The sequence below is a fragment of the Brevibacterium linens ATCC 9172 genome (assembly GCF_900169165.1).
Classification (GTDB): domain Bacteria; phylum Actinomycetota; class Actinomycetes; order Actinomycetales; family Brevibacteriaceae; genus Brevibacterium; species Brevibacterium linens.
Genome location: NZ_FXYY01000001.1, coordinates 186,816 through 211,492, shown reverse-complemented (window position 1 = coordinate 211,492; position 24,677 = coordinate 186,816). Strand labels below are relative to the sequence as shown.

The following is a 24,677-nucleotide window of genomic DNA, read 5'->3' as shown; positions in this document are numbered from 1 at the left end:
CGGCGCCAGAGTGTGCTTCCATCCTAGTCCGGTGTCTCACCAACGGCCCAATGAATTCTGGGCCAGGACGAGACCGGCGGGTCCTGCCGATGACGAACGCAGGATCGTCGGTCCCAGCAGCACCGGTCTCGCTCCACGGCCGGTCAAGGCTGCGAGTTCGCCGTCGCTGATGCCGCCTTCGGGCCCGACGACGAAGACGATGCGCTCCGGCAGCGGCGAATTGCCCTCCGCGATCAGATCGGCCAGCGCTGCGGAGAGTCTGCGCTGAGCGGTCTCGTGGAGGACGAAGACCGCATCGGACTCGTCGAAGGCTGTGGCCAGGGAGGCCCCGCGGACGAGTTCGCGCAGCACCGGAAACCGGGAGCGTCTGGCCTGCAGGGAGGCCGCATTCAGCAGGTTCTCCCATTTCGCGGCCATCTTCTCCCGCTTCTTCGCCGGCCAGTCGGCGATCGAACGTTCGGCGGCCCAGGGAATGACGTCGTCGACGCCGATCTCCGTGGCCGTTTCGATCGCCTGCAGGTCTCGGTCGCCCTTGGCCAGGGCCTGGACGAGCACGAGGCGTGGGCCGGTGCTGTCCTCGTGCGTCACCGCGGTGACGTCGATCGTCAGCTCGCTCGTCGAGGCGGCCGTGACGGTTCCGCGCACCCGTGTGCCGTCCCCGTCGACGATGTCGATGTCCTCGCCGGGACCGATCCGACGCACCCGCACCGCGTGCCCGGCCACGTCCTCACCGAGGGTGAGAGCGGACCCGACGACCGCCTCGGCGGCGGTGGCGGAGCGGAATACGGGAAGACTCACCGACCGGCGAACCTCTCACGCATGCGGGAGAACATTCCGCGGTTCTCCGTCGAGATCTGGGCCCGCGGTGCTTCCTCTCCGCGCAGTTCGGCGAGCTTCTCGAGCAGTTCGCGCTGTTCGTCGTCGAGGGTGTCCGGGGTGAGGACGTCGACGGTGATGAGCAGGTCGCCGCGAGTCTCCGAGCGCAGGCGGGAGGCGCCGAGTCCGGGGAGTTTGACGACGGTGCCGGACTGGGTGCCGGCGGCGATGGTGAGGTCCTGGGTGCCGTCGAAGGTCTCGAACGGGATGGTCGCTCCCAGGGTCGCTGCGGTCATCGGCACCGAGACGGCGGCCCGGAGGTTGTCGCCGTCGCGCTGGAAGACCTCGTGGCGGGTGACCATGACCTCGACGAAGAGATCACCGGCGGGTCCGCCGCCGGGACCGACCTCTCCCTGGCTGGACAGCTGGATGCGGGTGCCGTCGGAGACTCCGGCGGGGATGCGGATCTTCATGGTCCGCTGCTTGCGCACGCGTCCGTCGCCCTGGCAGTTGAGGCAGGGGTTGGGGATGACGGTGCCGAAGCCGTGGCAGGAGTTGCAGGTCTGGTTCGTGACCATCTGGCCCAGCAGGGTCCGCGTCATGCGCTGGACGCTGCCGGCGCCGTGGCACAGCGAGCAGGTCTCGATCTTCGTGCCCTCCTGCGTGCCGGCACCCGAACAGGTGTCGCAGACGACCGCAGTGGTCACGTCGAGATCGACGGTGCCGCCGAAGGCCGCGGTCTTCAAGTCGATGTTGACGCCGACGAGGGCGTCCTTGCCGCGCTGTGTGCGCGGGATGGGGCCTCCGGCCTGTCCGCCGCCACCGCCGAAGAAGGTCTCGAAGATGTCGCCGAATCCGCCGAAGCCGCCGCCGGCGGGGAAGCCCTGACCGTTCTCGCCGCCGCCCATATCGTAGTTGCGGCGCTTCTCCGGATCCGAGAGCACGTCGTAGGCCAGTGAGATGGCTTTGAATTCGTCTTCGTGACCGGGATTGACGTCCGGGTGGTACTTGCGTGCCAGCTTCCGGTACGACGACTTGATCTCAGCCGCGGAAGCGTCTTTGGACACTCCGAGTGTTTCATAGTGATCGGCCACAGAAACTTCTCTCTCCCTGACGTAGTGGTCTTCTCTGTTCGTGGTGGTGGCTGCGCTCCTGCGCGGTACTCACCGGTTGCGTGCTGCCCGACTGCGGGCACCCCTGGTCGTCGTCACTGCACCGGCCCTACCCTCGGTCGAGGATCGAGGACACGTACTTCGCGACGGCACGGACTGCCGAGATCGTCGTCGGATAGTCCATCCGGGTCGGGCCGAGCACCGCCAGTCTGGCCGACGAACCCGCGTCATGACCATATTCGGCGGCGACGACGGAAGTCGAACTGAACGATTCGTGAGTATTCTCACGCCCGATGCGCACGCTGATCCCCCCCATGGTCCTCTGCCATCGAGGTGAGCAGCCGGAGCAGGACCACCTGCTCCTCGAAGGCTTCGAGGATCGGGGCCATCTTCTCTCCGAATTCGCTGCCGGAACGGGCGAGGTTCGCAGTCCCGGCCATGATGATGCGCTCTTCGCGGGTCGCGGCGACGAGGTCGACGACGGCGGCCCTGACCTGTGTGAGTCCGGACTCGTCACGTCCCGCCGACTCGCTCGATTCGGCGGCGACCGCCTCGGCGGTGGGGGACGAACCGAAGACCTGCGCGAGCGTGCGTCCGGCGAAATCGGCATTGATCTGGTCGCGCAGCCCGCGGACGGCATCCTCGTCGAGCGGGGTCGGGGTGATCACGGACTTCTGCTCGACCTGACCGGCGTCGGTGATGAGGACGACGAGGATCCGGCCGGGGCCGAGGCCGACGATCTCGACGTGTTTGATGCGCGCCCGCGACACCGTCGGGTATTGGATGAGCGCCACCTGGCGGGTGAGGCCGGAGAGCACGCGGACGGTGCGGTCGAGCATCTCGTCGAGGTCGACATCGCCGTCGATGAGCTGGAAGATCGCGCGGCGCTCGGCGGTGGTCAGCGGTTTGAACTCGTCGATGCGGTCGACGAACATCCGGTAGCCGAGGTCGGTGGGGATCCGACCGGCCGAGGTGTGGGGTTGGGCGATATAGCCTTCGTGCTCGAGCTGGGCCATATCGTTGCGGATCGTGGCCGGGGAGACGCCGAGGGTGTGGCGCTGGACGATCGCCTTCGATCCCACGGGTTCGTTGGTGGCGACGAAGTCCTCGACGATGGCGCGCAGCACCTGTGCACGTCTGCTGTCGTTCATCGCGGTTCTCCTCTCCGTCTCTTCAGCCGATCACGGTCCCGTGCCGATACTTGGCACTCCTTGAGCCTGAGTGCCAATTCTACGCTTCTCGTCCCCGGAATTCATTTCTGGGGGTGACCTGCGGGTCTGCGCGCCTGCGGGACCGTCCTTGATTATGGTGGGTGCCCGTGAATGCTTTTGATCGCTATGGCCCCGATGTGCTCTCCGGTTCCTCGCCGTCGTCGCACCGTCCGCAGAAGTCCCGTCAGGTCGAGCTCGGCCTGGGCATGGTTCTCGAGGATGCGATGAGCGGCTATGTCGGTGCTGTCGTCGGCGCGGAGAAGACCACGGCCGGTGTCGTCGTCAAGCTCGAGGACCGCGTCGGCAAGGTCCGTGCCTTTCCGCTGGGACCGGGTTTCCTCCTCGAAGGACAGCCCGTCGATGTGCAGCTGCCGAAGAAGAAGGCGCAGCAGCCCGGGCGGACGGCTTCCGGGTCTCGCGCCGTGGTCGGTGCGAAGGCTCGAGTGGCCCGCGGGTCGCGGATCTGGGTGGAGGGCAAGCACGATGCCGAACTCGTCGAGAAGATCTGGGGCGATGATCTGCGCATCGAAGGCGTCGTCGTCGAACCCTTGGGCGGTCTCGATGATGTCGCCGACAAGCTCGCAGCCTTCGGTCCGGATCGGGACCATCGGGTCGGTGTCCTCGCCGATCACCTGGTGACCGGGACGAAGGAATCGAAGATCGCCGAGGCGGTCCGTGCCGATCCGCGCTACCGCGACGTCGTCCACATCATCGGCCACCCCTACGTCGATATCTGGCAGGCGGTGAAGCCCCATGTCGTCGGCATCCGGCAATGGCCGGTCGTCCCCCGCGGTGAGGACTGGAAGACGGGAATCCTCCGGCGCATCGGATGGCCGCACGCCGACCATCGAGATGTCGCTCGCGGGTGGGTGCGCATCCTCGGGAAGGTGAGCACGATCGCCGATGTCGAACCGACGCTGTCGGGTCGGGTCGAGGAGCTCATCGACTTCGTCACCGTCGGCTGATTGACTTCGGTGGTGCGTCGGTGGCCCGTGGTGGTCACGGCGAGCTGTCGGCGTGTGCCGAAACTGTCACAGGAGTGAGGCTTTCCCGACATCCTCGGGACACCCGGCTCGGATAGTGTGAATGGCAGACGTTCTTCGAAAGGATCCCCATGTCGCACCACCCCGAGCAGCCGGGCAGCCGACCGATGCCGCCGAACTACTCTCAGGCGTCGGGCCCGCAGCAGCCCTACACGCCGCAGGGCCAGCAGTATTCTCGGCCGCAGACGCACAGTGGTCAGACGGGCTACGGCTCACAACAGTCGTTCGGCGCGCAGCCTGGTTACGGCGGTCAGCCGGGGTACGGTGGTCAGCCGGGGTACGGTGGGCAGACTGGATTTGGCGCGCAGCCGGGTTACGGCATGCCGCAGATGCACAACCCGGCGATGTTCGACTCCCGCTCCCTGCCCGAGCAGGCGTACGGACCCGGCTCCGAACAGTTCTGGATGGCCCCCGAACCTGACCGGACCACGGCTCTGTGGACCCACCTCGGCGCGCTTCTGTTCGGGTTCATGCCGCTCATCATGTTCCTCGTGAAGAAGGACGAGTCGCCGTTCGTCCGCGAGCATTCGCGTCAGGGACTCAACGCGATGATCACGAACACGATCGTCACCTTCGCAGCCCTCTTCGTCTTCGGCATCCTCGGTTTCATCCTCGCATTGGTGACCTTCGGGATCGGCATCATCATCATGTACGCCGCGGTCATCGTCCCACTCGTCTACTGCGTCCTCTACATCATTGCCGCCGTCGCAGCGAACAGGGGCGAGGGGTATAGGTTTCCGCTCACCATCAACTTCGTGAAGTGACCATCCCCCGTCACCCCGCGCACTCTGGGACAGCCCGCACTCCCTGGGTTAATGTGGAGTGATCGCACACTCTGAAGGGACTCTCATGTCGGACAACCCGCAGCAGCCGAACAACGGACAGTCACAGCCGATGCCCCCGAACTATTCCCCGCAGTCGGGCTCACAGCAGCCGCAAGCGCAGCAGCCGCAGCAGGGTTCGCAGCCGCAGCAGAATGGTCAGACCCAGTACGGCTCGCAGCCGCAGAACCCTCAGCAGGGATCTCAGCCCGGCTTCGGCTCTCAGCAGCCCCACGCCGGGCACGGCTCCCCGCAGCAGAATCCGGCCTACGGCTCGCAGCCCGGCTACGGCTCCCAGCAGCCTTTCGGCGCTCCCCAGGGACAGCCGCAGGCGGGATACGGATTCCAGGGAGCATCCTCGGCGCAGTCGGCTGCCGCCGGTGTTCCCATGGGAGCAGAACTTCCGGATGCCGCCTACGGTCCGAACTCACTCGGATTCTGGAACGCCGACCAGAGCGAACGCACCACCGCACTGTGGTCACACCTCGCACACGCCGCCACCTACGTCGTCGGCGTCGGCTGGATCGTCACCCTCATCCTCTTCATCATCAACAAGGACAAGTCGCCGTTCCTGCGTCATCATGGCGCACAGTCGCTCAACCTGCTGATCATCGGTGTCATCGCCGGATTCGGCATCGGACTGATCGGCGGAATCCTCACGATCGTCGGCATCGGCTTCCTCATCCTGCTGCTCCTGCCGGTGCTCTCGATCTACATGATCGTCATCGAGATCATCGCCGGAATGGCAGCCAACCGCGGTGAGGGCTACCGAATGCCGATGACTCCGAACTGGATCAAGTGAGCTGACGCAGCCCGAGAGTCCCACCGGCGCAGATTCGCTGAGCAGCTCGCCCCGCCGCCCGATCCGGATGGCGGGGCGAGACTCGTTCACACGTATTCGGTGAGGATGCGCACCATATAGTCGGCCATGAGACGTCCCTGCAGAGTCGGCTGGAACCAGCCGGCCGCGGCGCCATCCGCGTCGAGCAGACCCTGTCCGACGAAGGTTCTGATCGCCTGCTGGCTGCCCGGAGCCAGAGAGTCCAGGCGCAGCTCACGGTCGATCCGAGCGGCGAGCATGATCCGCTCGATCTCCCGGGTCCGATCATCGAGGACCTCCCGACCGATCGACGGGGACTGCCCTGCCACGAGCCGGTCGGCCCAGGCACGCGGATGTTTGGCGTTCCAGAACCTCACACCCCCGACATGGGAGTGGGCGCCCGGCCCGAAGCCCCACCAGTCGGCATTGCGCCAATAGGCCAGATTGTGTTCACAGCGCGTATCGGGACCGGTCGACCAATTGCTCACCTCGTACCAATGCAGACCGGCGGCGGAGATCGCGGCGTCGGCGATCTCGTATTTGTCGGCCAAGTCGTCCTCATCGGGCATCGGCAGTTCGCCGCGGCGCACCATCGCGCCCATCTTCGTTCCCGGTTCGACGATGAGGGAATACGCCGAGATGTGATCGACCTCGTTGGACAGGGCAACCTCCAGCGAGCGACGCCAATCGGCGAACGACTCCCCCGGGGTGCCGTAGATGAGGTCGAGGCTGAGTTCGAGTCCGGCGTCCTTGACCCAGCGAGCCACCTCGGGGATCTTCTCCGGATCATGGGTGCGGTCCAAGGTCGCGAGCACATGCGGCACGGCCGACTGCATACCCATGGAGATCCGGTTGACACCGGCTCCGGCGAGAGTCGCGATATAGGCAGGATCCAGGGTGTCGGGGTTGGCTTCGGTGGTGACTTCGACGGTCTCGGCCAGGCGGAAGCGGGCGCGGACATCGTCCATCACCCCGGCGAGCACGTCGGCTGCGAGCAGCGTCGGGGTGCCCCCGCCGAAGAAGATCGTCGAGACCTCACGGTCGCCCGCCCCAGCCTCGGCGAGGGTGGACACGGACAGATCGAGCTCACGGGCGAGGTTTCCGCGGTAGTCCTCACGGGACGCGCCCGGGCCGAGGTCGTCGGCGGTGTAGGTGTTGAAGTCGCAGTAGCCGCAGCGGACCCGGCAGTACGGGACGTGGATGTAGAGGCTCAGCCCTCGCTCAGCGGCCCCGATCCCCGCCGAAGTCGGCAGCGAACCGTCGCGCGGAGGGACCTCACCGGTCGGTTGTGCGGGCACTTACTTCTTGCTGTCCTTCGTCTCCGGCTCGTCGGAGGACAGGGCCGCGATGAAGGCTTCCTGCGGGACCTCGACGGTGCCGACCACCTTCATCCTCTTCTTGCCCTCCTTCTGCTTCTCGAGCAGCTTGCGCTTACGGCTGATATCGCCGCCGTAGCACTTCGACAGCACGTCCTTGCGGATGGCACGGATGGTCTCACGGGCGATGATGCGAGAGCCGATGGCCGCCTGGATGGGCACCTCGAACTGCTGGCGCGGAATGAGCTTGCGCAGCTTGCCTGCCATCGCCACACCGTAGGAGTAGGCATTGTCGCGGTGGACGATCGCCGAGAACGCATCGACCTGGTCGCCGTGCAGCAGGATATCGACCTTGACGAGATCCGACGGATCCTCCCCGTCATCGGAATAGTCGAGCGTCGCATAGCCCTTGGTCCGTGATTTGAGCTGGTCGAAGAAGTCGAAGACGATCTCTGCCAGCGGCAGGCGGTAGCGGATCTCCACGCGGTCCGAGGACAGGTAGTCCATGCCCTGCAGGTTGCCCCGACGGGTCTGGCACAGCTCCATCACCGCACCGATGTAGTCGCTCGGAGTGAGGATCGTCGCCCGGACCATGGGTTCTCTGACTTCCTTGACCTTGCCCGTGGGGAATTCGCTCGGGTTCGTCACCGTCGTCTCGGTCCCGTCCTCCATGGTCACGTCGTAGATCACGCTCGGTGCCGTCGAGATGAGGTCGAGGTCGTATTCGCGCTCGAGCCGATCGCGGAGGACCTCGAGGTGCAGGAGGCCGAGGAAGCCGCAGCGGAAGCCGAAGCCCAGCGCCGTGGACGTCTCGGGCTCGTATGCCAGGGAGGCATCGTTGAGTTTGATCTTGTCCAGCGCGTCACGCAGCACCGGGTAGTCCGAGCCGTCGATCGGGAACAGGCCCGAATACACCATCGGCTGCGGCTCCTTGTACCCCTCGAGCGGTTCCGATGCGGGAGACGCGGCCAGCGTGACGGTGTCGCCGACCTTCGACAGCCGGACATCTTTCACCCCGGTGATGAGATAGCCGACCTCACCGACGCCGAGGCCCTTCGTCGCCTTCGGCTCGGGTGAGGAGGCACCGATCTCGAGCAGTTCGTGAGTGCTGCCGGTCGACATCATCTCGATCTTCTCACGCGGCTTGAGGGAACCGTCGACGAGCCGAACATAGGTGACCACACCGCGGTAGGTGTCGTAGACGGAGTCGAAGATCATGGCGCGGGCCGGGGCGTCGGCGTCGCCGACAGGAGCGGGGATATCGGTGATGATGCGGTCGAGGACCTCTTCGACGCCTTCACCGGTCTTGCCGGACACGAGCAGGCAGTCCTCGGGTTCGCAGCCGATGAGGTTGGCGAGCTCGTCCGCGTACTTCTCCGGCTGTGCGGCCGGCAGGTCGATCTTGTTGAGCACGGGGATGATCGTCAGATCGTTCTCCATGGCCAGGTACAGGTTGGCCAGCGTCTGGGCTTCGATGCCCTGAGCGGAGTCGACGAGCAGCAGCGCGCCTTCACAGGCGGCCAGGGACCGCGAGACCTCGTAGCTGAAGTCGACGTGGCCGGGAGTGTCGATCATGTTGAGCGCGTACGGAGTGTCCCCGTGTTCCCACGGCATGCGCACGGCCTGGGACTTGATGGTGATTCCGCGTTCGCGTTCGATGTCCATCCGGTCGAGGTACTGGGCGCGCATATCGCGGTTCTCGACGACACCGGTCATCTGGAGCATGCGGTCGGCCAGGGTCGATTTGCCATGGTCGATATGAGCGATGATGCAGAAATTGCGAATCAGCTCGGGTGAGGTGGCAGACGGTGAGATCCGCTGTGCAGCTTCCTGATTCACCTGAGGTGACATGAACGCCCTTTCGTTGACAGACCGGGTCCCCGGTCAGACCCGATCTCCCATTGTTTCATGACTTGTGCACGGACCTGGAATCCACAGACGTGCACGTCGTCATCGTCGGGGACTTTCGCGGTTCGTCAGCTGTCGGATGCGATTCGTCCGCGCCGAACGGGGCCGATGCATGTGCCGGACCGTGCCGATCGGGGAAGATGGTGGCATGAGCGAATTCCGGGTCATGAGCTTCAACCTCCGCTATCCCGCCATGGACGGACATCCGGTGGCCGAGCGGCTGCCGATCGCCGCCGAGCTCATCCGGCGCGCACGTCCGCACCTCATCGGCACCCAGGAGGGCGAACTCGACCAGCTCGAGACGCTCATCAGCCTGCTGCCCGAGGAGTACATCTGGCTCGGAGAGGGCCACTCCGGCGGCAATTCCGGAGAGTTCACGGCCGTGATGCTCGATTCGAAGCGCTTCGACGTCGACGCCGTCGACATCAGCTGGCTGTCCGAACAGCCCGACACCGTGGCATCGGAGTCATGGGGAGTCTCGCATGCACGCACCCTGACGACGGTCGATGTCCGCGACCTCGACTCCGACCGACGGCTGCGTGTGCTCAACACCCACCTCGACCACAAGTCCGAGCGCGCCCGTCTCGAGTCCGGTCGGATCATGGCCGAGTCCATCGCCGAGGCGGCCCATCCCTGCGTGGTCACCGGTGACTTCAATGTCGCCACCGGCTCCCCGGTCTACGACTTCTTCTGCACCGAACTCGGCCTCACCGACACCGCCGCGGAGATCCCCGGGGAGGATATCGGCACCTTCCATCGCTACACGGGCCCGAAAGCCGGTGAGCCGCGCATCGACTGGATCCTGACGACCCCGGGCCTGCGCACGGTGTCCACGCGCATCGACACGTTCGAGATCGACGGGACGTACCCCTCCGACCATTTCCCAGTCGAGGCTGTCCTCGAATTCTCGTGACCGTGTCGGTTTCATATGTCTGCGTCGGTTCGCTGTTCTGCGCGACCTGCGGCAGTCGACTCGTTTAGGCTGGACATATGAATTGGAAATCACTGGTCAATCGGGCCGCGAGAATCGGAGTCCGTGAGGGCCTGCGCTACCTGCGACAGTCGCAGTCGAAGAAGAACTCCGGAGGCTCCTCGCAGCCCACGGATGCCCGCCGGCAGGATCCTCCGCGGCCGGGCGGTGGAGGTGCCACCTCGGCGAGGCCTGATGACCGTGCCGGCTCAGGCGGTTCGGGTTCGTACCCCGGTGATTTCACGGGGTCGATCAAGGTCAGCTACTCCCCCGATCTCGACGGCGATGCCGATCCGGGCGAGGTCGTCTGGGGGTGGGTCCCCTTCGAGGAGGATCACTCACAGGGAAAGGATCGCCCGTCGCTGGTTGTCGGCCGTGACGGCAGGTGGGTGCTCGCGCTCATGCTCACGAGCAAGGATCACATCCCCGGCGGCGTCGGCGAGGTCCGCGAGGACCGGCACGCCAAGTGGATGAACATCGGCACCGGGGACTGGGATTCGCAGGGAAGGCCCTCTGAACTCCGCCTTGATCGGATCATCCGCCTCGACCCGGATTCGATCCGCCGGGAAGGTGCGGTCATCCCCCGCGACGTTTTCGACCGCGTCGCCGAGCACATCTCCGGCTGAGACCCGCCTGACAGCCCGGACGGACCATTGTGTGCACTGCGCGACGAGGCTGCACGGGATTTCCGGCCCGGTGTTCGAGGCTGTATCATAGGTAATTGTGTCTTCATCAAGGCGTGTGTCTCGCCGAGGTCGGGTGAAGATGCCGTCGGATTCGAAGTCGTCGATGTGTTTCCCCGCGGAGATGATCATGTCGGTTCGATGCGCCCTCACGACCATGTACCACTAACACGAAAGAGTGTTGAAATTGGCTAATATCAAGTCCCAGATCAAGCGGATCAAGACCAACGAGAAGGCTCGTCAGCGCAACAAGGCTGTCCGGTCCGAGGTTCGGTCCTACGTCCGCGTCGTTCGCGAGAACATTGCTGCCGGCAACAAGGAAGAGGCACAGCAGGCTTATGCTGTGGCTGCCCGCAAGCTCGACAAAGCTGTTTCGAAGGGTGTTCTGCACAAGAACAACGCTGCGAACCGCAAGTCGCGCCTGTCCACGCAGATCAACACTCTCTGAGCGCACGACTGAGGCTATAGCTTCACGGGGTCCGAACCACACGGTTCGGACCCCGTTCTCTTCCCTTATTGCTACCTGACGGCGGCCCAGCAACCTCGCGCGAGGTTGCTGGGCCGCCGTCAGGTAGCAATTAGCGTTGGCGGGCTAGGCGGGCTACTTCGGAGACGAACCACTCGACCGCATAGACGGGGTCGCGTCCGCCGCCCTTGACGGCCGCATCGGCTTCGGCCGCGGCGATGAGCGACTGGCCCAGCGCCACCTCATTCCACCGCCGCACTTCCCGGCGGGCACGGTCGACCTGCCATGGCGCCATCTTCAGCTCCGAGGCCAGCTCCCCGCTGGTGCCGGCGAATCCCTGCACCTTCGCCATGCCGCGCAGCTTCATCGCCACTGCCGCCACGAGCGGGACCGGATCGGACCCGGTCGACAGCGCATGCCTGAGCAGACTCAGCGCGTTCTTCGCGTCCCCGGCCACTGCCGCATCGGCGACCTTGAAGCCGGTGGCCTCGACTCGTCCACCGTAGTACTGATCGACGACCTCGGCGGTGATCGTGCCTTCGGTGTCTTCGATGAGCTGGTCGACCCCGGCATTGAGTTCGGCCAGATCGGAGCCCAGCGCCGACATGAGCGCGGCCATTCCCGCTTCGTCGATGCGTCGCTTCGCGGTCTTGAACCGGGTCTGAGCGAACTTCGCCCGATCGCTTTCGTTCTTCACCACAGCCGCGTCGATACGTGGGAAGCCGACGGAGTCGATCTTCTTGACGAGTTTCGCTCCCCGGTTGCCGCCGGCGTGCAGCAGCACCACGACGGCGTCATCGTTCGGGGCATCGAGATAAGCCAGCGCGTCGTTGAGGAAATCTTCCGAGCACTTCTCGACGGCATCGACGACGATGAGCTTCGAGGAGGAGAACAAGGACGGTGACGCCGCCATCGCCAGCTCACCGGCCTGGTATCCGGCAGCATCGAACTCGATCTCCTCGGGATCCTGCTTCCGTGCAGCCGATACGATGCGGTCCTTAGCCATGCGCACGAGCACCGATTCGCCACCGGAGATCATGACGACAGGGGCCGGTTTCGCCGAGCTCCACGGGATCAGGGTCTTCTTCACTGCCATGGACCCCAGCCTATCGCGGCCGTCCGACACGACCGACATGACGGACCCTCACTCACGGGCTCACCCCTTGTCCTCGGGACAGTCGTGTCCGGTGCTGAAGCGACTCTGCGCGTAGAGAGCGACCGAACCGCAGTGATCGGTGCGCAGCACGGGCATGGGGCCGAAGGCCCGCAGAGACTTCTCGCTCGGATGTCCATAGCTGTTCTCCCCCACCGAGACGACACCGAGACCGGGTGCCGCGGCGGCGAAGAATTCGGGAGCCAGATCGGAGGAGCCGTGGTGCGGCGCGACGAGCACATCGACCGGCTGGACCTGCTGGGCCAGCACGTACTGCTCCTCGGCTCCGACGTCGCCGGGCAGCAGGGTGCTCAGCCCCTCCTGCTCGACCCGCACCACCAGGGAGTCGTCGTTGCGCAGCTCTTCATCCTCCGCCGCGGGCACCGACCGCACCGGAGGCCACAGCACCTCAAGACTGGCCGAGTCGAAGTCGAGCGTCTGGCCACGGTGGGTGGGGACCACCTCCGCGCCGGTGTCAGCGCTCACCCGCTCTGATTCGGGCGAGGCAGCGACATTCGCGGAGACGTACAGACGGACGACCCTGCGCCCCCACGTCGTGCCCGCGTAACCGGCGAAGTGGTCGGCATCGAAGTGGGAGATGAGCAGATCCAACTCTTCGATCCCGGATGAGTCGAGGCAGGTGTCGATGGGTTTCGGCTCGCGCCCCGTGTCGACGACGAGACCGCGACCGCCACCGAGGTTGATCACCGCGGCCGACCCCTGACCGACATCGCAGACGAGCACCAGCCAGTCCGCGGCCGGCGGCTTCGCCCTCACCGAAACGATGACGGCGGCGGTGAGCACACAGCACAGAACGAGCACGGGCAGGCCCCAGAGCCTGCGACGCACGAGCATCCCGGTTCCGACCACGGCCAGGCCGAGCAGCCCGAGTGCCAACAGCGTTCCGACCGGCGGCACCGGCCAGTCGAGGCCCGCACCGGGCAGGGCGGCGCAGATTCGGGCGATGAGAACGATCCACCAGGCCGGAAACGATCCGATCCAGGCCAACAGGGCCGGGGCGAAGTCGCCTCCGGGCAGTCCCGTCGTCGCGATGCCGGTGGCCACGAGGCTGAAAAATCCTGCCACCGTCGCCGGCATGACCGCGGGTGCGGCCAGTGCGTTCGCGGCGACCGACCAGAGTCCGATGCGCGGATCGATCGCCACGAGCACCGGGGTGCACGCGAGTTGGGCGACGAAGGGCACGATGAGTGCGGTCACGAGCACCGTGGGCAGCAGAGGCAGGTGCACGGCGAGGCGGCGCAGCAGGACCGGGACGACGAACATGATCGCGGCCGTGGAGACCACGGACAGGACGAACCCCACTGAGGTGGCCAGCACGGGGACGAAGGCCAGAAGCAGGCTCGCTGTCGAGCACATGACCGCGACCGGGGAGATCCCGCCGCCGCGCAGGAACACGAGTGCCGCCGCGATCGCCATTCCGGCGGCACGGATGGCGCTGGGTTCGAAGCCGACGATGAAGACGTAGCCGAGGCAGGTGAGCACCCCGATGCTCACTCGCAGCCGCGGTCCGGCTCGGCAGGCTCCGGCGAGCAGTCCGGCACCGAGGCTGACGATCGTGACGTTGCTGCCGGATACCGCCGAGACGTGGGTGAGGGAGACGACTCGCATATCGTCGACCATCCGGTCGTCCTGCGGTGAGGTGTCGCCGACGACGAGCCCGGGCAGCAGCCGTCCGCCGTCGTTGCCGGCGGCCACCGAATCCTCGCGCAGTTCGGTGCGAAGCGTCTCTCGCCACTGCCACAGTGTGTTCGGTTCTGCCAGCACGTGTGGGTCTGCATCGGTGGCGCGGATGTCGTCGAGGCGGGTCGTGCGCATCCGCACTCTCGCTCCGTCCGCGGCGGCTTCGGGGCTGAGCACGTGGGTGAACCCGATGGGTGTGACCAGCGTCAGTCGCGTCCATCCGGACGCTCCGGGTTCGCTGTGGCCGACGACGAGCCCCGTGGTCTCGACCTCTTCATCGGGGCCGTGTGCGGCGGCCAGGGCGGTGATCTGGATGGTCAGCAGACAGGTGAAGACGAGGATCCCGACACCGAGGTGGTGGTGCCGTCGCAGGATCACGATCCCGGCCAGCCCGAGCACGGGAATGCCGAACAGCGCCCACGGTCCCGGTGCCAGGAGTGCGCAGGCCCACAGGCCCGCGGAACAGCAGAGGAGACGGACGGAGCCCGGCCACAGCGCCGCGTGCTCCCGCATCGAGGCGACCACGGCCCCGGACATCCGTGCCAGTCCGGCGCGCATGCGATCCCACGCCCGCGTCCCAGACCCTCGCGCTCGAGACCGCGAACCGGGACGGTCCGATTCAGCCGACGGTGACAAGGTCTTTGAGGCTCTCGAAGGTCTTCGGCCCGATGCCTTTGACGAGCAGCAGATCCTCGACGCTCGCGAACGGCTGCTGGCTGCGGTGGCTGATGATCGCCTGTGCGGTCACCGGCCCGACTCCGGGCAGCGTCTCGAGAGTCGTGGCATCGGCGGTGTTGAGATCGACTTTCCCGGTCCCGGGTGCTCCGCTGTTCGCGGCTGCGGAAGAATCCGCGGTTCCCGGTGAACCGCTGCCTCCTCCCGCGCCGACGCCGTCCGCCCCCGCACCATCGACGCCGGCTGCCGGTGCTTCGCCTTCTGTCGGGATATGGATCTGCTCACCGTCGGCGAGCACGCGCGCCAGATTCACCGCTTCGCCGTCGGCTCCGGGGCTCAGTCCTCCGGCGGCTTCGACGGCGTCCTGAACCCGGGCGCCCGCCTTCAGGGTGACCACAGAGGGATCGTTCACCGCCCCGGTGATGTGGACGATCACCTTCCCGTTCGCCTCGCCGGACGTCGCCGAGGCGGTTGTGCCTGATTCGGCTCCATCCTCGGTCACAGCAGGCGACTGACCGGCTTCTGCACCGTCGCCGGGGTCGCCACCGCTGCCCACAGGCGAATGCTGTGGCGCGGGCCGGAAGAGGAAGAAGGCGAGGACGAGGATGCCGACCGTGGCGATGCCCAGGGCCACCACAACGGGCAGCCGCACCCGTCGCGGCTCGACGGGTGCCTCGTCACCAGCGGTGTCGGCGGTATAGATGTCGCCCGGCACCCAACCACCGCGCTCGGCACTGGCACCCAGGAGGCCCGCGAAACGATCATCCGGAGACACAGCCATGACCCGACGATAGGCGCTGCTGGCACACGACGGCCATGACAGCGCCCCGGCCTGTGGACACGGGTTCGGCGTCCACAGGGCTGAGGTGGTCAAGTCACACGATCGTCCCCAGGCCCGGATGCAGGCCCGGGTGTGTGAGTCAGGGTTTCGTCTGCACGGTCACTCCGACCGTGCCGGGCCCCACATGCGCGGTGATGATCGTCGACAGCGTCCTGAACGAGGGCTCGAATCCGAGTTCGCGGAGCCGTGAGCTCAGCAGCTCGGCGTCGGCTGCGTCCATCTCCCCTTCGGCGTTCTGCACCTCCACGTGCACGGTGTCCTCCGGGTCGGCCACCTCGGCGGCGGCCTGAACGGCGAGAGTGACGATCTTCTCCAGCGCTTTCGCGCGAGTGCGCACCCGAGCGAGCGGAACGACGACTCCGGCGTTGAGGCCGAGCACGGGAACGATCTGCAGGGCCCTGCCAAGCAGCGATGATGCGGCACCGATCCGGCCGCCTCGGCGCAGGAATTCGAGGTTGCCGGGGGCGAACACGGTACGGGTCTCTGCCGCGCACCAGTCGGCGATGGTTCCGGCGATCGATTCGGCGTCGTGCCCCTGCCGGATCCCGGCCACGGCCACGGACAGCGCCCCGGCCAATCCCGCCGAGGTGGTCCTCGAGTCGACGACATCAACGAGGATGTCCTCGGCCTCTGCGGCTGCGACCGCGGAATCGCGGGTGCCGGAAAGCTCCGCGGACATCGTCACGACGATGATGGCATCGGCCCCGTCCTCCCGCAGCCGCCCGTAGGCCTCGGAGAATTGGGTCGGGGTGGCCATGGAGGTCGTGACCTCGACACCCTCGGTCATCGTCGCGCACAGATGCCCGGCATCGACCTCACCGTCGGCGAAAGCGACTCCGCCGATGAGCACGGTCAGCGGCACCACGGCGAAGAGGCCGCCGGTGGCCTCGCCCAGCTCTTCGCGTTCGCTTGCTGAGAGCTGCGCCGTGGAGTCGGTGACCAGCCCGATTCTCATGGACGGCCCAGGGCCCGGTAGGTCCAGCCCGCTGCACGCCACAGTTCGGGAGTGAGCACATTGCGACCGTCGACGAGCACCTTCCCGGTCGCGAGCTCAGCGGCCGCCGCTGGGTCGAGGTCGCGGTATTCGCGCCATTCCGTCAGCAGCAGCACGGCTTCGGCCCCGGTGATCGCCTCGGCGGTGTCAGCGACGTAGTCGAGTTCGGGGAACGACTTCTGCGCATTGCCGATCGCCTGCGGGTCGGTGACCGTGACCAGCCCGCCCTGGGTGGCGATGAGTCGGGCCACGGCCAGTGCCGGGGAGTCACGGACATCGTCGCTGTCGGGCTTGAAAGCGGCACCGAGGATGGTGATCTTCTTGCCGATGAACGACCCGCCCAGGGCGTCGCGGGCGATGTCGACCATCCGGACACGCCGGCGCATGTTGATCGAGTCGATCTCCTTGAGGAAGGCCACCGCCTGATCGGCGCCGAGCTCGCCGGCCCGGGCCATGAAGGCGCGGATGTCCTTGGGCAGGCAGCCGCCGCCGAAGCCGAGTCCGGCGTTGAGGAACTTGCGTCCGATCCGGTCATCCATGCCGATCGCATCGGCGAGCTGAGTGACATCGGCGCCCGAGGCTTCGCAGAGTTCGGCCATGGCATTGATGAACGAGATCTTCGTGGCCAGGAACGAGTTCGCCGCAGTCTTGACGAGCTCGGCGGTCGCGAAGTCCGTGATCATCCGCGGGGTGTCGTCGGCGAGGATCGACGCGTACACCTCGTCGAGAGTCGCGGCCGCAGCCTGCCCGGGCTCCCCGTCGGCGACTCCGTAGACCAGACGGTTCGGGTGGAGAGTGTCTTCGACGGCATGGCCTTCACGGAGGAACTCCGGGTTCCACATCATCGCGGCTCCGGTGTCGGCGATGATTCCGGCCAGACGCTCGGCGGTGCCCACGGGAACGGTCGACTTTCCCACAACCACCGACGTGGCAGTCAGGTGCGGGTGCAGCGATTCCACGGCCGCATCGACATAGGTGACATCGGCGGCGAACTCGCCGGGCTTCTGCGGGGTGCCCACGCACACGAAGTGCACCACCGCATCGGCGGCGCGGGAGACGTCGGTGGTGAACTCGAGCTTTCCGCGTTCCTGAGCCTTCACGAGGAGTTCACTCAGCCCCGGTTCGAAGAACGGCGGACGGCCCGACATCAGCGCCTCGACCTTCTCGGTGTCGACGTCGACTCCCGTGACCTCATGACCCAGGGACGCCATGGCCGCCGCATGGACCGCGCCCAGATATCCGCAACCGATGACTGAAATCTTCAAACCGAGCTCTCCTGGCAGTTGGCATGCGTTTTCGACCACACTATATGCCACCCGGTTCCACGATATGTGGAGGTTGAAACAGTAGGCTTGGAATTGTGAAGCGTTTCCTTGATTTCCTCACCAACTCACCGGCCGCCGTGACGTTTGCTGTGCTCACCGTGCTCGGCATCATCGCCTTCGCCATTCCCGGACTGCACTCCGCAGCCTGGATCATCGGACTCGTGCTGTGCCTCGGCGTGATCGCCGCACTGCTGATGTTCCACGGCGAATGGCGCCGCGCCCAGCAGCAGATCGATGCGCTGCGGCAGCAGCTCAGTGTCGAGCGCGGGCGGATGGACACGCTCGGGCTGACCCCGGTGGAGGACGCGGTCGAACTGCTTCCCGATGAGCGTCGCGCCCGCCGCATCCTCGAACTCATCCCGGACTCGTCGGGTCTCGTCCAGTCCCTGCGACTGGATGCGACCTTCGCGACCGTCGCCGTCGATGAGCTCGAACCGCTCACCACCTTCTGTGCCGAGTTCAAGAAGGCCAGCTTCGACAATCCGCGCTCGCACACCGCGTTCATGAACCTCTATCGGGCTGCCGAGGGGCTGTCGCTCTGGGTGAAGGAGGAGACTCAGGTCTCTCCCGATGATTCCGGGATCCGTGAGATCCGCCCCGGTGACGCACGGAAAGACGGCTGGCGCGGCTACACCGAAGCCCAGAGCCGCGGCGAACGCCTCAGCGACGATTTCGTCTCCTCCCGGTGGGAGTTCAACCAGACGGCTCTCGAACTCGGACTCGTCTCGGGCACCCCGCCGTTCAACGACTGAAGTACCGATCAACAGGTGAGGGCCCTCAGAGATTGAGGGCCCTCACCTGTTTTCGTCTGTCGGGCTCAGTGCCGGATCCACCAGGTATCCGTCGGAGCCACAGGGGTCCGCCGTTTGTGCTCCGAACGGCGGTACTTCTCGATGAGCGCCGAGGCGGCCGCGGGCTCGATCTCCTTCCCCTCGAGGAAGTCATCGATCTGGTCGTAGCTCAGACCCAGCGAGGATTCGTCCGTCTGCCCCGGTTCGTCATCGAGCAGATCCGCGGTCGGAACCTTGACGATGAGATGGTCGGGAGCACCGAGGTGGCGCAGCAGTTCCCGTCCCTGCCGTTTGTTCAGACCCGCCAGAGGGATGACGTCGGCCGCACCGTCACCGAACTTCGTGAAGAACCCGGTGACCGCCTCGGCGGCGTGATCGGTGCCGACGACGAGCGCCTTCTTCTCCCCTGCCAGCTCGAACTGGGCGATCATCCGCATCCGGGCCTTGACGTTGCCCTTGCCGAAGTCGGTGATCGGCTCTCCTGTGGCCTTCTCGTATTCCTCGGCGGCCGCATCCGTGGCGGCGCCGATATTGATCGCCAGCTCATGGTCGGCGGCAATGAAGGACAGAGCATCCTGAGCGTCAGACTCATCGGTCTGCACATGATGAGGCAGACGCACGGCCCAGAACTCGGCCTCGGCACCGCGACGGCGCAGGTCCTCCACCGCCAGTTGGCAGAGCCTGCCGGCCAGTGTGGAGTCCTGTCCGCCGCTGATGCCGAGCACGAGTCCTCTGACCCCGGTGGTGAGCACATAGTCGACGAGGAACTCGACCCGGCGGGCGATCTCCGTCGCCGGGTCGATCTGCGGTCGCACGCCGAGGGCGTGTCGGATCTCGTCTTGGACTCTGTCGTTCGTCATGCTCTCACCAGTCGTAGTCGAAGAAGGGGTGCCGCCGTCCGGCGCCCGTACCCATGCAGTCTCCCAGATGCTGTGTTACGGCAAAGTATCGCCGTGCCTTCAGGCGTCGGGAACGATGTTGACCAGCTTCGGTGCACGCACGATCACCTTGCGCACTCCGGCACCGCCGAGGGCCTTGAGGGCGTTCGGAGATTCGAGCGCCAGCGTCTCCAATTCCTCTGCGGAGATGTCCGGGGCGACTTCGAGCCGTGCGCGCACCTTGCCCTTGACCTGGACCACGCAGGTCACGGTCTCGGCGACGAGGTGGTTCGGGTCCGCCTCGGGGAAGGCCGCGTAGGTGAGAGTCGACTCGTGACCGAGACGTGACCACAGCTCTTCGGCCAGGTGCGGTGCGAAGGGCGCGAGCATGATCGTCAGCGGTTCGAGGACATCCCGGGTCGCGCCGCCCTGTTTGGTGGCGTGGTTGGTGAGCACGATGAGCTTGGAGATCGCGGTGTTGAACCGCAGATGGTCCATGTCCTCGCGCACACCGTCGATGACCTGGTGGAGGACCTTGAGCGATTCGGCGTCGGCCTCGCCGTCTGCGACCACGGACTCGCCGGTGGCCTCGTCGACGAAGAGTCGCCACACGCGCTGCAGGAACCGCTGGGCACCGACGACGGCGCGGGTGTCCCAGGGGCGGTCCTGTTCCAGCGGGCCCATCGACATCTCGTAGACGCGGAAGGTGTCGGCGCCGAAGGCGTCGTACATTTCGTCGGGCATGACGGAGTTCTTCAGCGATTTGCCGATCTTTCCGTACTCCCGGTTGACCTGTTCGCCGTTGTACCAGAACGTCAGCTCACCGTTCGATTCGGTCTTCTCCTCCACCTCGGCGGCGGGGACGTAGACGCCGCGGGAATCGGTGTAGGCATAGGCCTGGATGTATCCCTGGTTGACCAGACGGTGGAACGGCTCGGACGAGGAGATGTGCCCGAGGTCGAAGAGGATCTTGTGCCAGAAGCGGGCATAGAGCAGGTGGAGCACAGCGTGTTCCTGTCCGCCGACGTAGAGGTCGGCGCCACCGCGCGGTTTCGAGGCCCGCGGTCCCAGCCAGTACTTCTCGTTGGCGGGGTCGACGAGGCGTTCGTCGTTGTGCGGGTCCGCGTAGCGCAGCTGGTACCACGAGGATCCGGCCCAGTTGGGCATCGTGTTCGTCTCACGCTGGTAGGTCTTCGGACCGTCGCCGAGGTCGAGTTCGATGCTCGTCCATTCCTGATTCCGGCTCAGTGCCGGTTCGGGACGGCTGTCGGCATCGTCGGGCGCGTAGGTCCGCGGGGCGAAGTCGTCGACTTCGGGCAGCTGGACGGGCAGCATCTCGTCGGGCAGAGCGATCGGGGTGCCGTTCTCGTCGTAGACGATCGGGAACGGTTCGCCCCAGTAGCGCTGGCGAGAGAACAGCCAGTCGCGCAGGCGGTACTGGGTGGACTCGGTGGCCAGTCCCTTTCCCGCCAGCCATTCGGTGACCTGGGCCTTCGCCGCGTCGATCTCGAGGCCGTTGATGTCGATCTCGGCATTGGCCGAGTTGATCATCACCCCGGTGCCGGTGAACGGCGCGTCCTCGTCGTGGTCGGCCGGAGGCTGCACGGTGCGGATATAGGGCAGTCCGAACGCCTTTGCGAAGTCCCAGTCACGGGCGTCTTCGGCCGGCACGGCCATGATCGCTCCGGTGCCGTATCCCATGAGCACATAGTCGGCGATGAAGATCGGAACCTGTGCCCCGGTGGCCGGGTTGAGCGCATAGGAGCCGGTGAAGATGCCGGTCTTCTCCCGGCTCTGCTGCCGGTCGGCGTCGGTCTTGGCCGCAGCGGCGCGCTGGTAGGCGGCGATCGCCTCGGCGGGGGTGGCCTCTCCCCCGCGCCAGGACTCGGGGGTCGTCTCATCCCAGGATTCAGCGGTCAGGTCGGCGACCTGCGGGTGTTCGGGGCTGAGGACGAGGTAGGTGGCGCCGAACAGGGTGTCCGGGCGTGTGGTGTAGACCTCGATGTCGGAAGCATCGTCACCGGCGATGGGCAGGCGCAGCAGGGCGCCCTTCGAGCGGCCGATCCAATTGACCTGCATCGCGTGGATGGCATGCGGCCAGTCGAGTGCGTCGAGGTCGTCGATGAGGCGGTCGGCGTAGGCCGTGATGCGCATGTTCCACTGGCGCAGCCGGCGGGTGAAGACCGGGTAGTTTCCGCGCTCGGACAGCCCCTCGGCGGTGACCTCTTCATTGGCCAGCACGGTGCCCAGCCCTGGGCACCAGTTGACCGGGGATTCGGAGACGTAGGCGAGGCGGTAGCCCTGCAGGACGTTCTCGCGCTCCGTCGAGCTCAGCTCCGACCAGGCGCGACCGTCGGGTGTGGGGCGGGCACCGGAGGCGAACTGCTCGATGAGCGTGTCGATCGGACGAGCCGCGCCTTTGGCTTCACCGTCGGGGGTGGTCGCCTCGGTGTCGTACCAGGAGTTGAAGATCTGCAGGAAGATCCACTGCGTCCATTTGACGAATTTGTCGTCGGTCGTGGCGAAGCGACGGCGCACATCGTGGGCCAGCCCCAGGCGGCGCAGCTGCTCGGTCATGTTCGCGATATTGGCATCGGTGGTGATGCGCGGGTGTTGCCCGGTCTGCACCGCGTAGAGATCGGCGGGCAGTCCGAAGGCGTCGTAGGACAGGGCGTGCATGACGTTGTGTCCGCGCATCCGCTGGTAGCGGCCGTAGACGTCGGTGCCGAGGTAGCCCAGCGGGTGGCCGACGTGCAGTCCCACACCGGAGGGGTACGGGAACATGTCCATGATGTACAGGGATTCGCGCTCACTCAGGTCGGCCGGCGGACCGTAGGGCGACGAAGCATCCTGGGAGTCGAGCTCGCCGAGGTCTCCGGTGGGGTTCGGGGTGTGGAACGTGCCCGATTCCTCCCATGTGCGCTGCCAAGACTTCTCGATCTTTTCGGCCAGCGCCGCATCATAGCGGAAACCGGTCTCCTCAGGGTTCGTCGTCATTACCTTCCTTCGCAGAACAGACGTGAGCGGGTTCTGACCATCGTACTCTGAACGCCCCCTGATTCGACTTGGTTAGACTGCTCACAGGTCAGCGGACGCCGGTTATCTCGGCAAACGTGATCGATTTCACTGAGACCCGGCCGAACTGTAAGATAACCGAGCAGTAACTTACGTCCTCGAAGGAGACTCATGAGCTCAACGACCATGCCGCAGTCGTCAACACCCGTTGTCGGTTTCGAGGTCGATACCACCTCGTCGACCACTGATATCTTCCTCAGCACCGTCGCTGAGAACCCCGGCCGTCCTCTGGTAGCCAAGCCCGACGGCGACGGTTGGAACGAACTGACCGCGGCCGAATTCCTCGCAGAGGTCAAGGCGGTCGCTAAGGGGCTCATCGCTCTGGGCGTGGAAGTCGGTGACCGGATCGCGATCTTCGGCCCCACCTCCTATGAGTGGACGCTCAGCGACTACGCCATCTGGTACGCCGGCGGAATCTCCGTGCCGTTCTACGACACCTCTTCGGAGAGTCAGCTCAGCTGGATGCTCACCGACGTCGATGTCACTCGTGGGCTCGTCGCATCACGCGAGCATGCCGATCGGGTGCGTGCTGCAGCCAAGGCCGCCGGACGCGACGAGCCAGCGCTGCGGGTCTGGGACGACGGCGCTTTCGCCGATCTCGCCGAAGCCGGCAAGGCCGTCACCGATGAAGAGCTCGAAGCCGCTCGCTCGCAGGTCGGCTCCGATTCCGTGGCGACGATCATCTACACTTCCGGCACCACCGGAAAGCCCAAGGGCTGTGTGCTCACCCACGCGAACTTCGTGCAGACCGCCCAGGCCGCTCGCCACCAGATCCCCAGCGTTCTCGACACGAATATGCGCTGCCTGCTGTTCCTGCCGCAGGCTCACGTCTTCGCCCGGTTCATCGAGGTCCTGGCCATCAGCAACGGTGCTCTGCTCGCCCATCAGTCGGATCTGACGAAGCTCACCGACGCCATGGGCAGCTTCCGCCCCTCGTTCATCCTCGGTGTGCCCCGTGTCTTCGAAAAGGTGTTCAATTCCGCGCTGGCGACCGCTCAAACAGGCGGCAAGGAGAAGATCTTCCGCCGTGCCGAGCAGGTCGCAGTCGCCTACTCGAAGGCACTCGACACCGGCAAGGTGCCGACCGCCCTCAAGCTCCAGCATGCCTTGTTCGACAAGCTCGTCTATTCGAAGCTGCGCGCAGTTATGGGCGGCAACGTCACTCACGCGGTCTCCGGCGGTGGCGCACTCGGCTCTCATCTCGGACACTTCTTCCGCGGACTCGGCATCATCGTTCTCGAAGGCTACGGACTCACTGAGACCACGGCACCGATCACCGTCAATATTCCGGAGAAGTCGAAGATCGGAACTGTCGGCGTTCCGCTGCCGGGCGCCTCTGTGGCGATCGCTCCCGACGGTGAGATCCTGGCCAAGGGCGCGCCGGTCTTCCGCGAGTACTGGAACAACCCCGAGGCCACGGCCAAGGAGTTCCACGACGGCTGGTTCGGCACCGGTGACCTCGGCTCACTCGATGACGACGGGTATCTCACGATCAACGGCCGCAAGAAGGAGATCATCGTGACTTCCAGCGGCAAGAACGTCGCCCCGGCTCCGCTCGAGGATGTGCTGCGTCGCCACCCGATCATCGGCCAGCCGGTGCTCGTCGGCGAGAACCGCAAGTTCGTCTCGGCGCTGATCTTCCTCGATTCGGAGATGCTGCCGGGCTGGCTGAAGAACCACGATCTGCCGCAGATGGATCTGCGCGAAGCCGCCGAGGACGATGCGGTCCAGGCCGAAGTGGCCAAAGCCGTCGAACAGATGAACAGGACCGTCTCGCGGGCCGAAGGAGTCAAGAAATTCACAATCCTGCCGATCGAGCTCAGCGAGGAGAACGGCTACCTCTCTGCCAAGCAGTCGGTCAAGCGTCACTTCATCAATAAAGACTTCGCCGCCGAGATCGACGCGCTCTACGCCGGCTGAGGCACACACGCCGCCGGCGACGGTCGATCGCCGCCGACAACGGACAGTCGCTGAGCACAGCGTGCGGGCACGGCCCGGGCACGGACTCGAACGGTCCGTCCCGGGCCGTCGTCGTCCCACCTCGGCGAGGATGAATGCCTGCCGTCCGGGAGGACGGC

At 65.9% G+C, this 24,677-nt stretch carries 19 protein-coding genes and 1 pseudogene; 8 read left to right on the top strand and 12 right to left on the bottom strand.

From position 1 onward, the window contains the following. Window positions 1-36: 36 nt before the first annotated feature. The 3 genes and pseudogenes from BLIN9172_RS00890 to hrcA form a co-directional block, all read right to left on the bottom strand. The gene (locus tag BLIN9172_RS00890; RefSeq protein WP_101553438.1) at window positions 37-798 is read right to left on the bottom strand and encodes a 16S rRNA (uracil(1498)-N(3))-methyltransferase; all 762 of its coding nucleotides are present in this window, start codon (window positions 796-798) and stop codon (window positions 37-39) included. Continuing rightward, window positions 795-1,910 carry a molecular chaperone DnaJ gene (gene dnaJ, locus BLIN9172_RS00885; protein WP_101553437.1) on the bottom strand — a complete coding sequence of 372 codons (1,116 nt, stop codon included), beginning with the start codon at window positions 1,908-1,910 and terminating at the stop codon, window positions 795-797. The genes BLIN9172_RS00890 and dnaJ overlap by 4 nt, the downstream gene beginning before the upstream one ends. Window positions 1,911-2,037: 127 nt before the next feature. Beyond that, window positions 2,038-3,079: pseudogene (gene hrcA, locus BLIN9172_RS00880) on the bottom strand (heat-inducible transcriptional repressor HrcA). 161 nt (window positions 3,080-3,240) lie between these two features. Between hrcA and BLIN9172_RS00875 the strand changes: the two are divergent. From BLIN9172_RS00875 to BLIN9172_RS00865, 3 genes are all read left to right on the top strand, one after another. Continuing rightward, window positions 3,241-4,104, top strand: a complete 864-nt coding sequence (locus tag BLIN9172_RS00875) for a DUF3097 family protein (protein ID WP_081770366.1) — start codon at window positions 3,241-3,243, stop codon at window positions 4,102-4,104. Window positions 4,105-4,253: 149 nt separating this feature from the next. After that, entirely contained in the window at window positions 4,254-4,946 is a 693-nt protein-coding gene (locus BLIN9172_RS00870; protein ID WP_101553436.1) for a DUF4870 domain-containing protein, read from the top strand. Window positions 4,947-5,031: 85 nt separating this feature from the next. Continuing rightward, window positions 5,032-5,805, top strand: a complete 774-nt coding sequence (locus BLIN9172_RS00865) for a DUF4870 domain-containing protein (protein WP_101553435.1) — start codon at window positions 5,032-5,034, stop codon at window positions 5,803-5,805. Window positions 5,806-5,891: 86 nt separating this feature from the next. Here BLIN9172_RS00865 and hemW read toward each other — a convergent pair whose 3' ends face one another. Both hemW and lepA read right to left on the bottom strand, forming a co-directional pair. Next, window positions 5,892-7,121, bottom strand: a complete 1,230-nt coding sequence (gene hemW, locus BLIN9172_RS00860) for a radical SAM family heme chaperone HemW (protein WP_101553434.1) — start codon at window positions 7,119-7,121, stop codon at window positions 5,892-5,894. Then, on the bottom strand, window positions 7,122-8,990 hold the full coding sequence (lepA, locus tag BLIN9172_RS00855) for a translation elongation factor 4 (RefSeq protein WP_101553433.1): 1,869 nt from the start codon (window positions 8,988-8,990) through the stop codon (window positions 7,122-7,124). Between the two features lie 205 nt (window positions 8,991-9,195). Here lepA and BLIN9172_RS00850 point away from each other — a divergent pair, with 205 nt between their 5' ends. From BLIN9172_RS00850 to rpsT, 3 genes are all read left to right on the top strand, one after another. Then, a complete protein-coding gene (locus BLIN9172_RS00850; RefSeq protein WP_101553432.1) occupies window positions 9,196-9,960 on the top strand; it encodes an endonuclease/exonuclease/phosphatase family protein in 765 nt (254 codons plus the stop codon). Between the two features lie 77 nt (window positions 9,961-10,037). After that, window positions 10,038-10,643 (top strand): type II toxin-antitoxin system PemK/MazF family toxin, encoded by a 606-nt coding sequence (locus BLIN9172_RS00845; protein WP_101553431.1) that lies wholly within the window; start codon window positions 10,038-10,040, stop codon window positions 10,641-10,643. Between the two features lie 244 nt (window positions 10,644-10,887). Continuing rightward, window positions 10,888-11,148 carry a 30S ribosomal protein S20 gene (rpsT, locus tag BLIN9172_RS00840; RefSeq protein WP_101553430.1) on the top strand — a complete coding sequence of 87 codons (261 nt, stop codon included), beginning with the start codon at window positions 10,888-10,890 and terminating at the stop codon, window positions 11,146-11,148. A 130-nt stretch (window positions 11,149-11,278) separates the two neighbouring features. Here rpsT and holA read toward each other — a convergent pair whose 3' ends face one another. The 5 genes from holA to BLIN9172_RS00815 all read right to left on the bottom strand — a co-directional run bounded on the left by holA (window position 11,279) and on the right by BLIN9172_RS00815 (window position 17,795). Further along, window positions 11,279-12,262: a DNA polymerase III subunit delta gene (gene holA, locus BLIN9172_RS00835; RefSeq protein WP_101553550.1), complete on the bottom strand. Its 984-nt coding sequence runs from the start codon at window positions 12,260-12,262 to the stop codon at window positions 11,279-11,281. A 60-nt stretch (window positions 12,263-12,322) separates the two neighbouring features. Next, on the bottom strand, window positions 12,323-14,578 hold the full coding sequence (locus tag BLIN9172_RS00830; protein ID WP_240811953.1) for a ComEC/Rec2 family competence protein: 2,256 nt from the start codon (window positions 14,576-14,578) through the stop codon (window positions 12,323-12,325). A gap of 61 nt (window positions 14,579-14,639) precedes the next feature. Beyond that, the gene (locus tag BLIN9172_RS00825) at window positions 14,640-15,476 is read right to left on the bottom strand and encodes a ComEA family DNA-binding protein (protein WP_101553429.1); all 837 of its coding nucleotides are present in this window, start codon (window positions 15,474-15,476) and stop codon (window positions 14,640-14,642) included. A gap of 139 nt (window positions 15,477-15,615) precedes the next feature. After that, window positions 15,616-16,491, bottom strand: coding sequence for a DegV family protein (locus BLIN9172_RS00820; protein ID WP_170286860.1), 876 nt, complete (start codon window positions 16,489-16,491; stop codon window positions 15,616-15,618). Further along, complete coding sequence (locus BLIN9172_RS00815; RefSeq protein WP_101553427.1) at window positions 16,488-17,795, bottom strand: UDP-glucose dehydrogenase family protein; 1,308 nt, start codon at window positions 17,793-17,795, stop codon at window positions 16,488-16,490. The genes BLIN9172_RS00820 and BLIN9172_RS00815 overlap by 4 nt, the downstream gene beginning before the upstream one ends. 95 nt (window positions 17,796-17,890) lie before the next feature. On the opposite strand from BLIN9172_RS00815, the gene BLIN9172_RS00810 reads away from it, so the two are divergent. Next, the gene (locus BLIN9172_RS00810) at window positions 17,891-18,607 is read left to right on the top strand and encodes a hypothetical protein (RefSeq protein ID WP_101553426.1); all 717 of its coding nucleotides are present in this window, start codon (window positions 17,891-17,893) and stop codon (window positions 18,605-18,607) included. A gap of 65 nt (window positions 18,608-18,672) precedes the next feature. On the opposite strand, the gene nadE is transcribed toward BLIN9172_RS00810, so the two are convergent. Together nadE and leuS are read right to left on the bottom strand one after the other, a co-directional pair. Beyond that, window positions 18,673-19,506: an NAD(+) synthase gene (nadE, locus tag BLIN9172_RS00805; RefSeq protein ID WP_101553425.1), complete on the bottom strand. Its 834-nt coding sequence runs from the start codon at window positions 19,504-19,506 to the stop codon at window positions 18,673-18,675. A gap of 99 nt (window positions 19,507-19,605) precedes the next feature. Continuing rightward, entirely contained in the window at window positions 19,606-22,521 is a 2,916-nt protein-coding gene (gene leuS, locus BLIN9172_RS00800; RefSeq protein WP_101553424.1) for a leucine--tRNA ligase, read from the bottom strand. Between the two features lie 189 nt (window positions 22,522-22,710). Here leuS and BLIN9172_RS00795 point away from each other — a divergent pair, with 189 nt between their 5' ends. Then, on the top strand, window positions 22,711-24,519 hold the full coding sequence (locus BLIN9172_RS00795) for an AMP-dependent synthetase/ligase (RefSeq protein WP_101553423.1): 1,809 nt from the start codon (window positions 22,711-22,713) through the stop codon (window positions 24,517-24,519). The last annotated feature ends 158 nt before the right edge of the window (window positions 24,520-24,677 follow it).

Coding starts and splice junctions, on each gene's coding strand:
- BLIN9172_RS00870 (WP_101553436.1), top strand. CDS start 4,254: ATGTCGCACCACCCCGAGCAGCCGGGCAGCCGACCGATGCCGCCGAAC.
- BLIN9172_RS00865 (WP_101553435.1), top strand. CDS start 5,032: ATGTCGGACAACCCGCAGCAGCCGAACAACGGACAGTCACAGCCGATG.
- lepA (WP_101553433.1), bottom strand. CDS start 8,990: ATGTCACCTCAGGTGAATCAGGAAGCTGCACAGCGGATCTCACCGTCT.
- BLIN9172_RS00850 (WP_101553432.1), top strand. CDS start 9,196: ATGAGCGAATTCCGGGTCATGAGCTTCAACCTCCGCTATCCCGCCATG.
- BLIN9172_RS00845 (WP_101553431.1), top strand. CDS start 10,038: ATGAATTGGAAATCACTGGTCAATCGGGCCGCGAGAATCGGAGTCCGT.
- holA (WP_101553550.1), bottom strand. CDS start 12,262: ATGGCAGTGAAGAAGACCCTGATCCCGTGGAGCTCGGCGAAACCGGCC.
- BLIN9172_RS00830 (WP_240811953.1), bottom strand. CDS start 14,578: ATGCGCGCCGGACTGGCACGGATGTCCGGGGCCGTGGTCGCCTCGATG.
- BLIN9172_RS00825 (WP_101553429.1), bottom strand. CDS start 15,476: ATGGCTGTGTCTCCGGATGATCGTTTCGCGGGCCTCCTGGGTGCCAGT.
- BLIN9172_RS00820 (WP_170286860.1), bottom strand. CDS start 16,491: ATGAGAATCGGGCTGGTCACCGACTCCACGGCGCAGCTCTCAGCAAGC.
- nadE (WP_101553425.1), bottom strand. CDS start 19,506: ATGACGAACGACAGAGTCCAAGACGAGATCCGACACGCCCTCGGCGTG.
- leuS (WP_101553424.1), bottom strand. CDS start 22,521: ATGACGACGAACCCTGAGGAGACCGGTTTCCGCTATGATGCGGCGCTG.
- BLIN9172_RS00795 (WP_101553423.1), top strand. CDS start 22,711: ATGAGCTCAACGACCATGCCGCAGTCGTCAACACCCGTTGTCGGTTTC.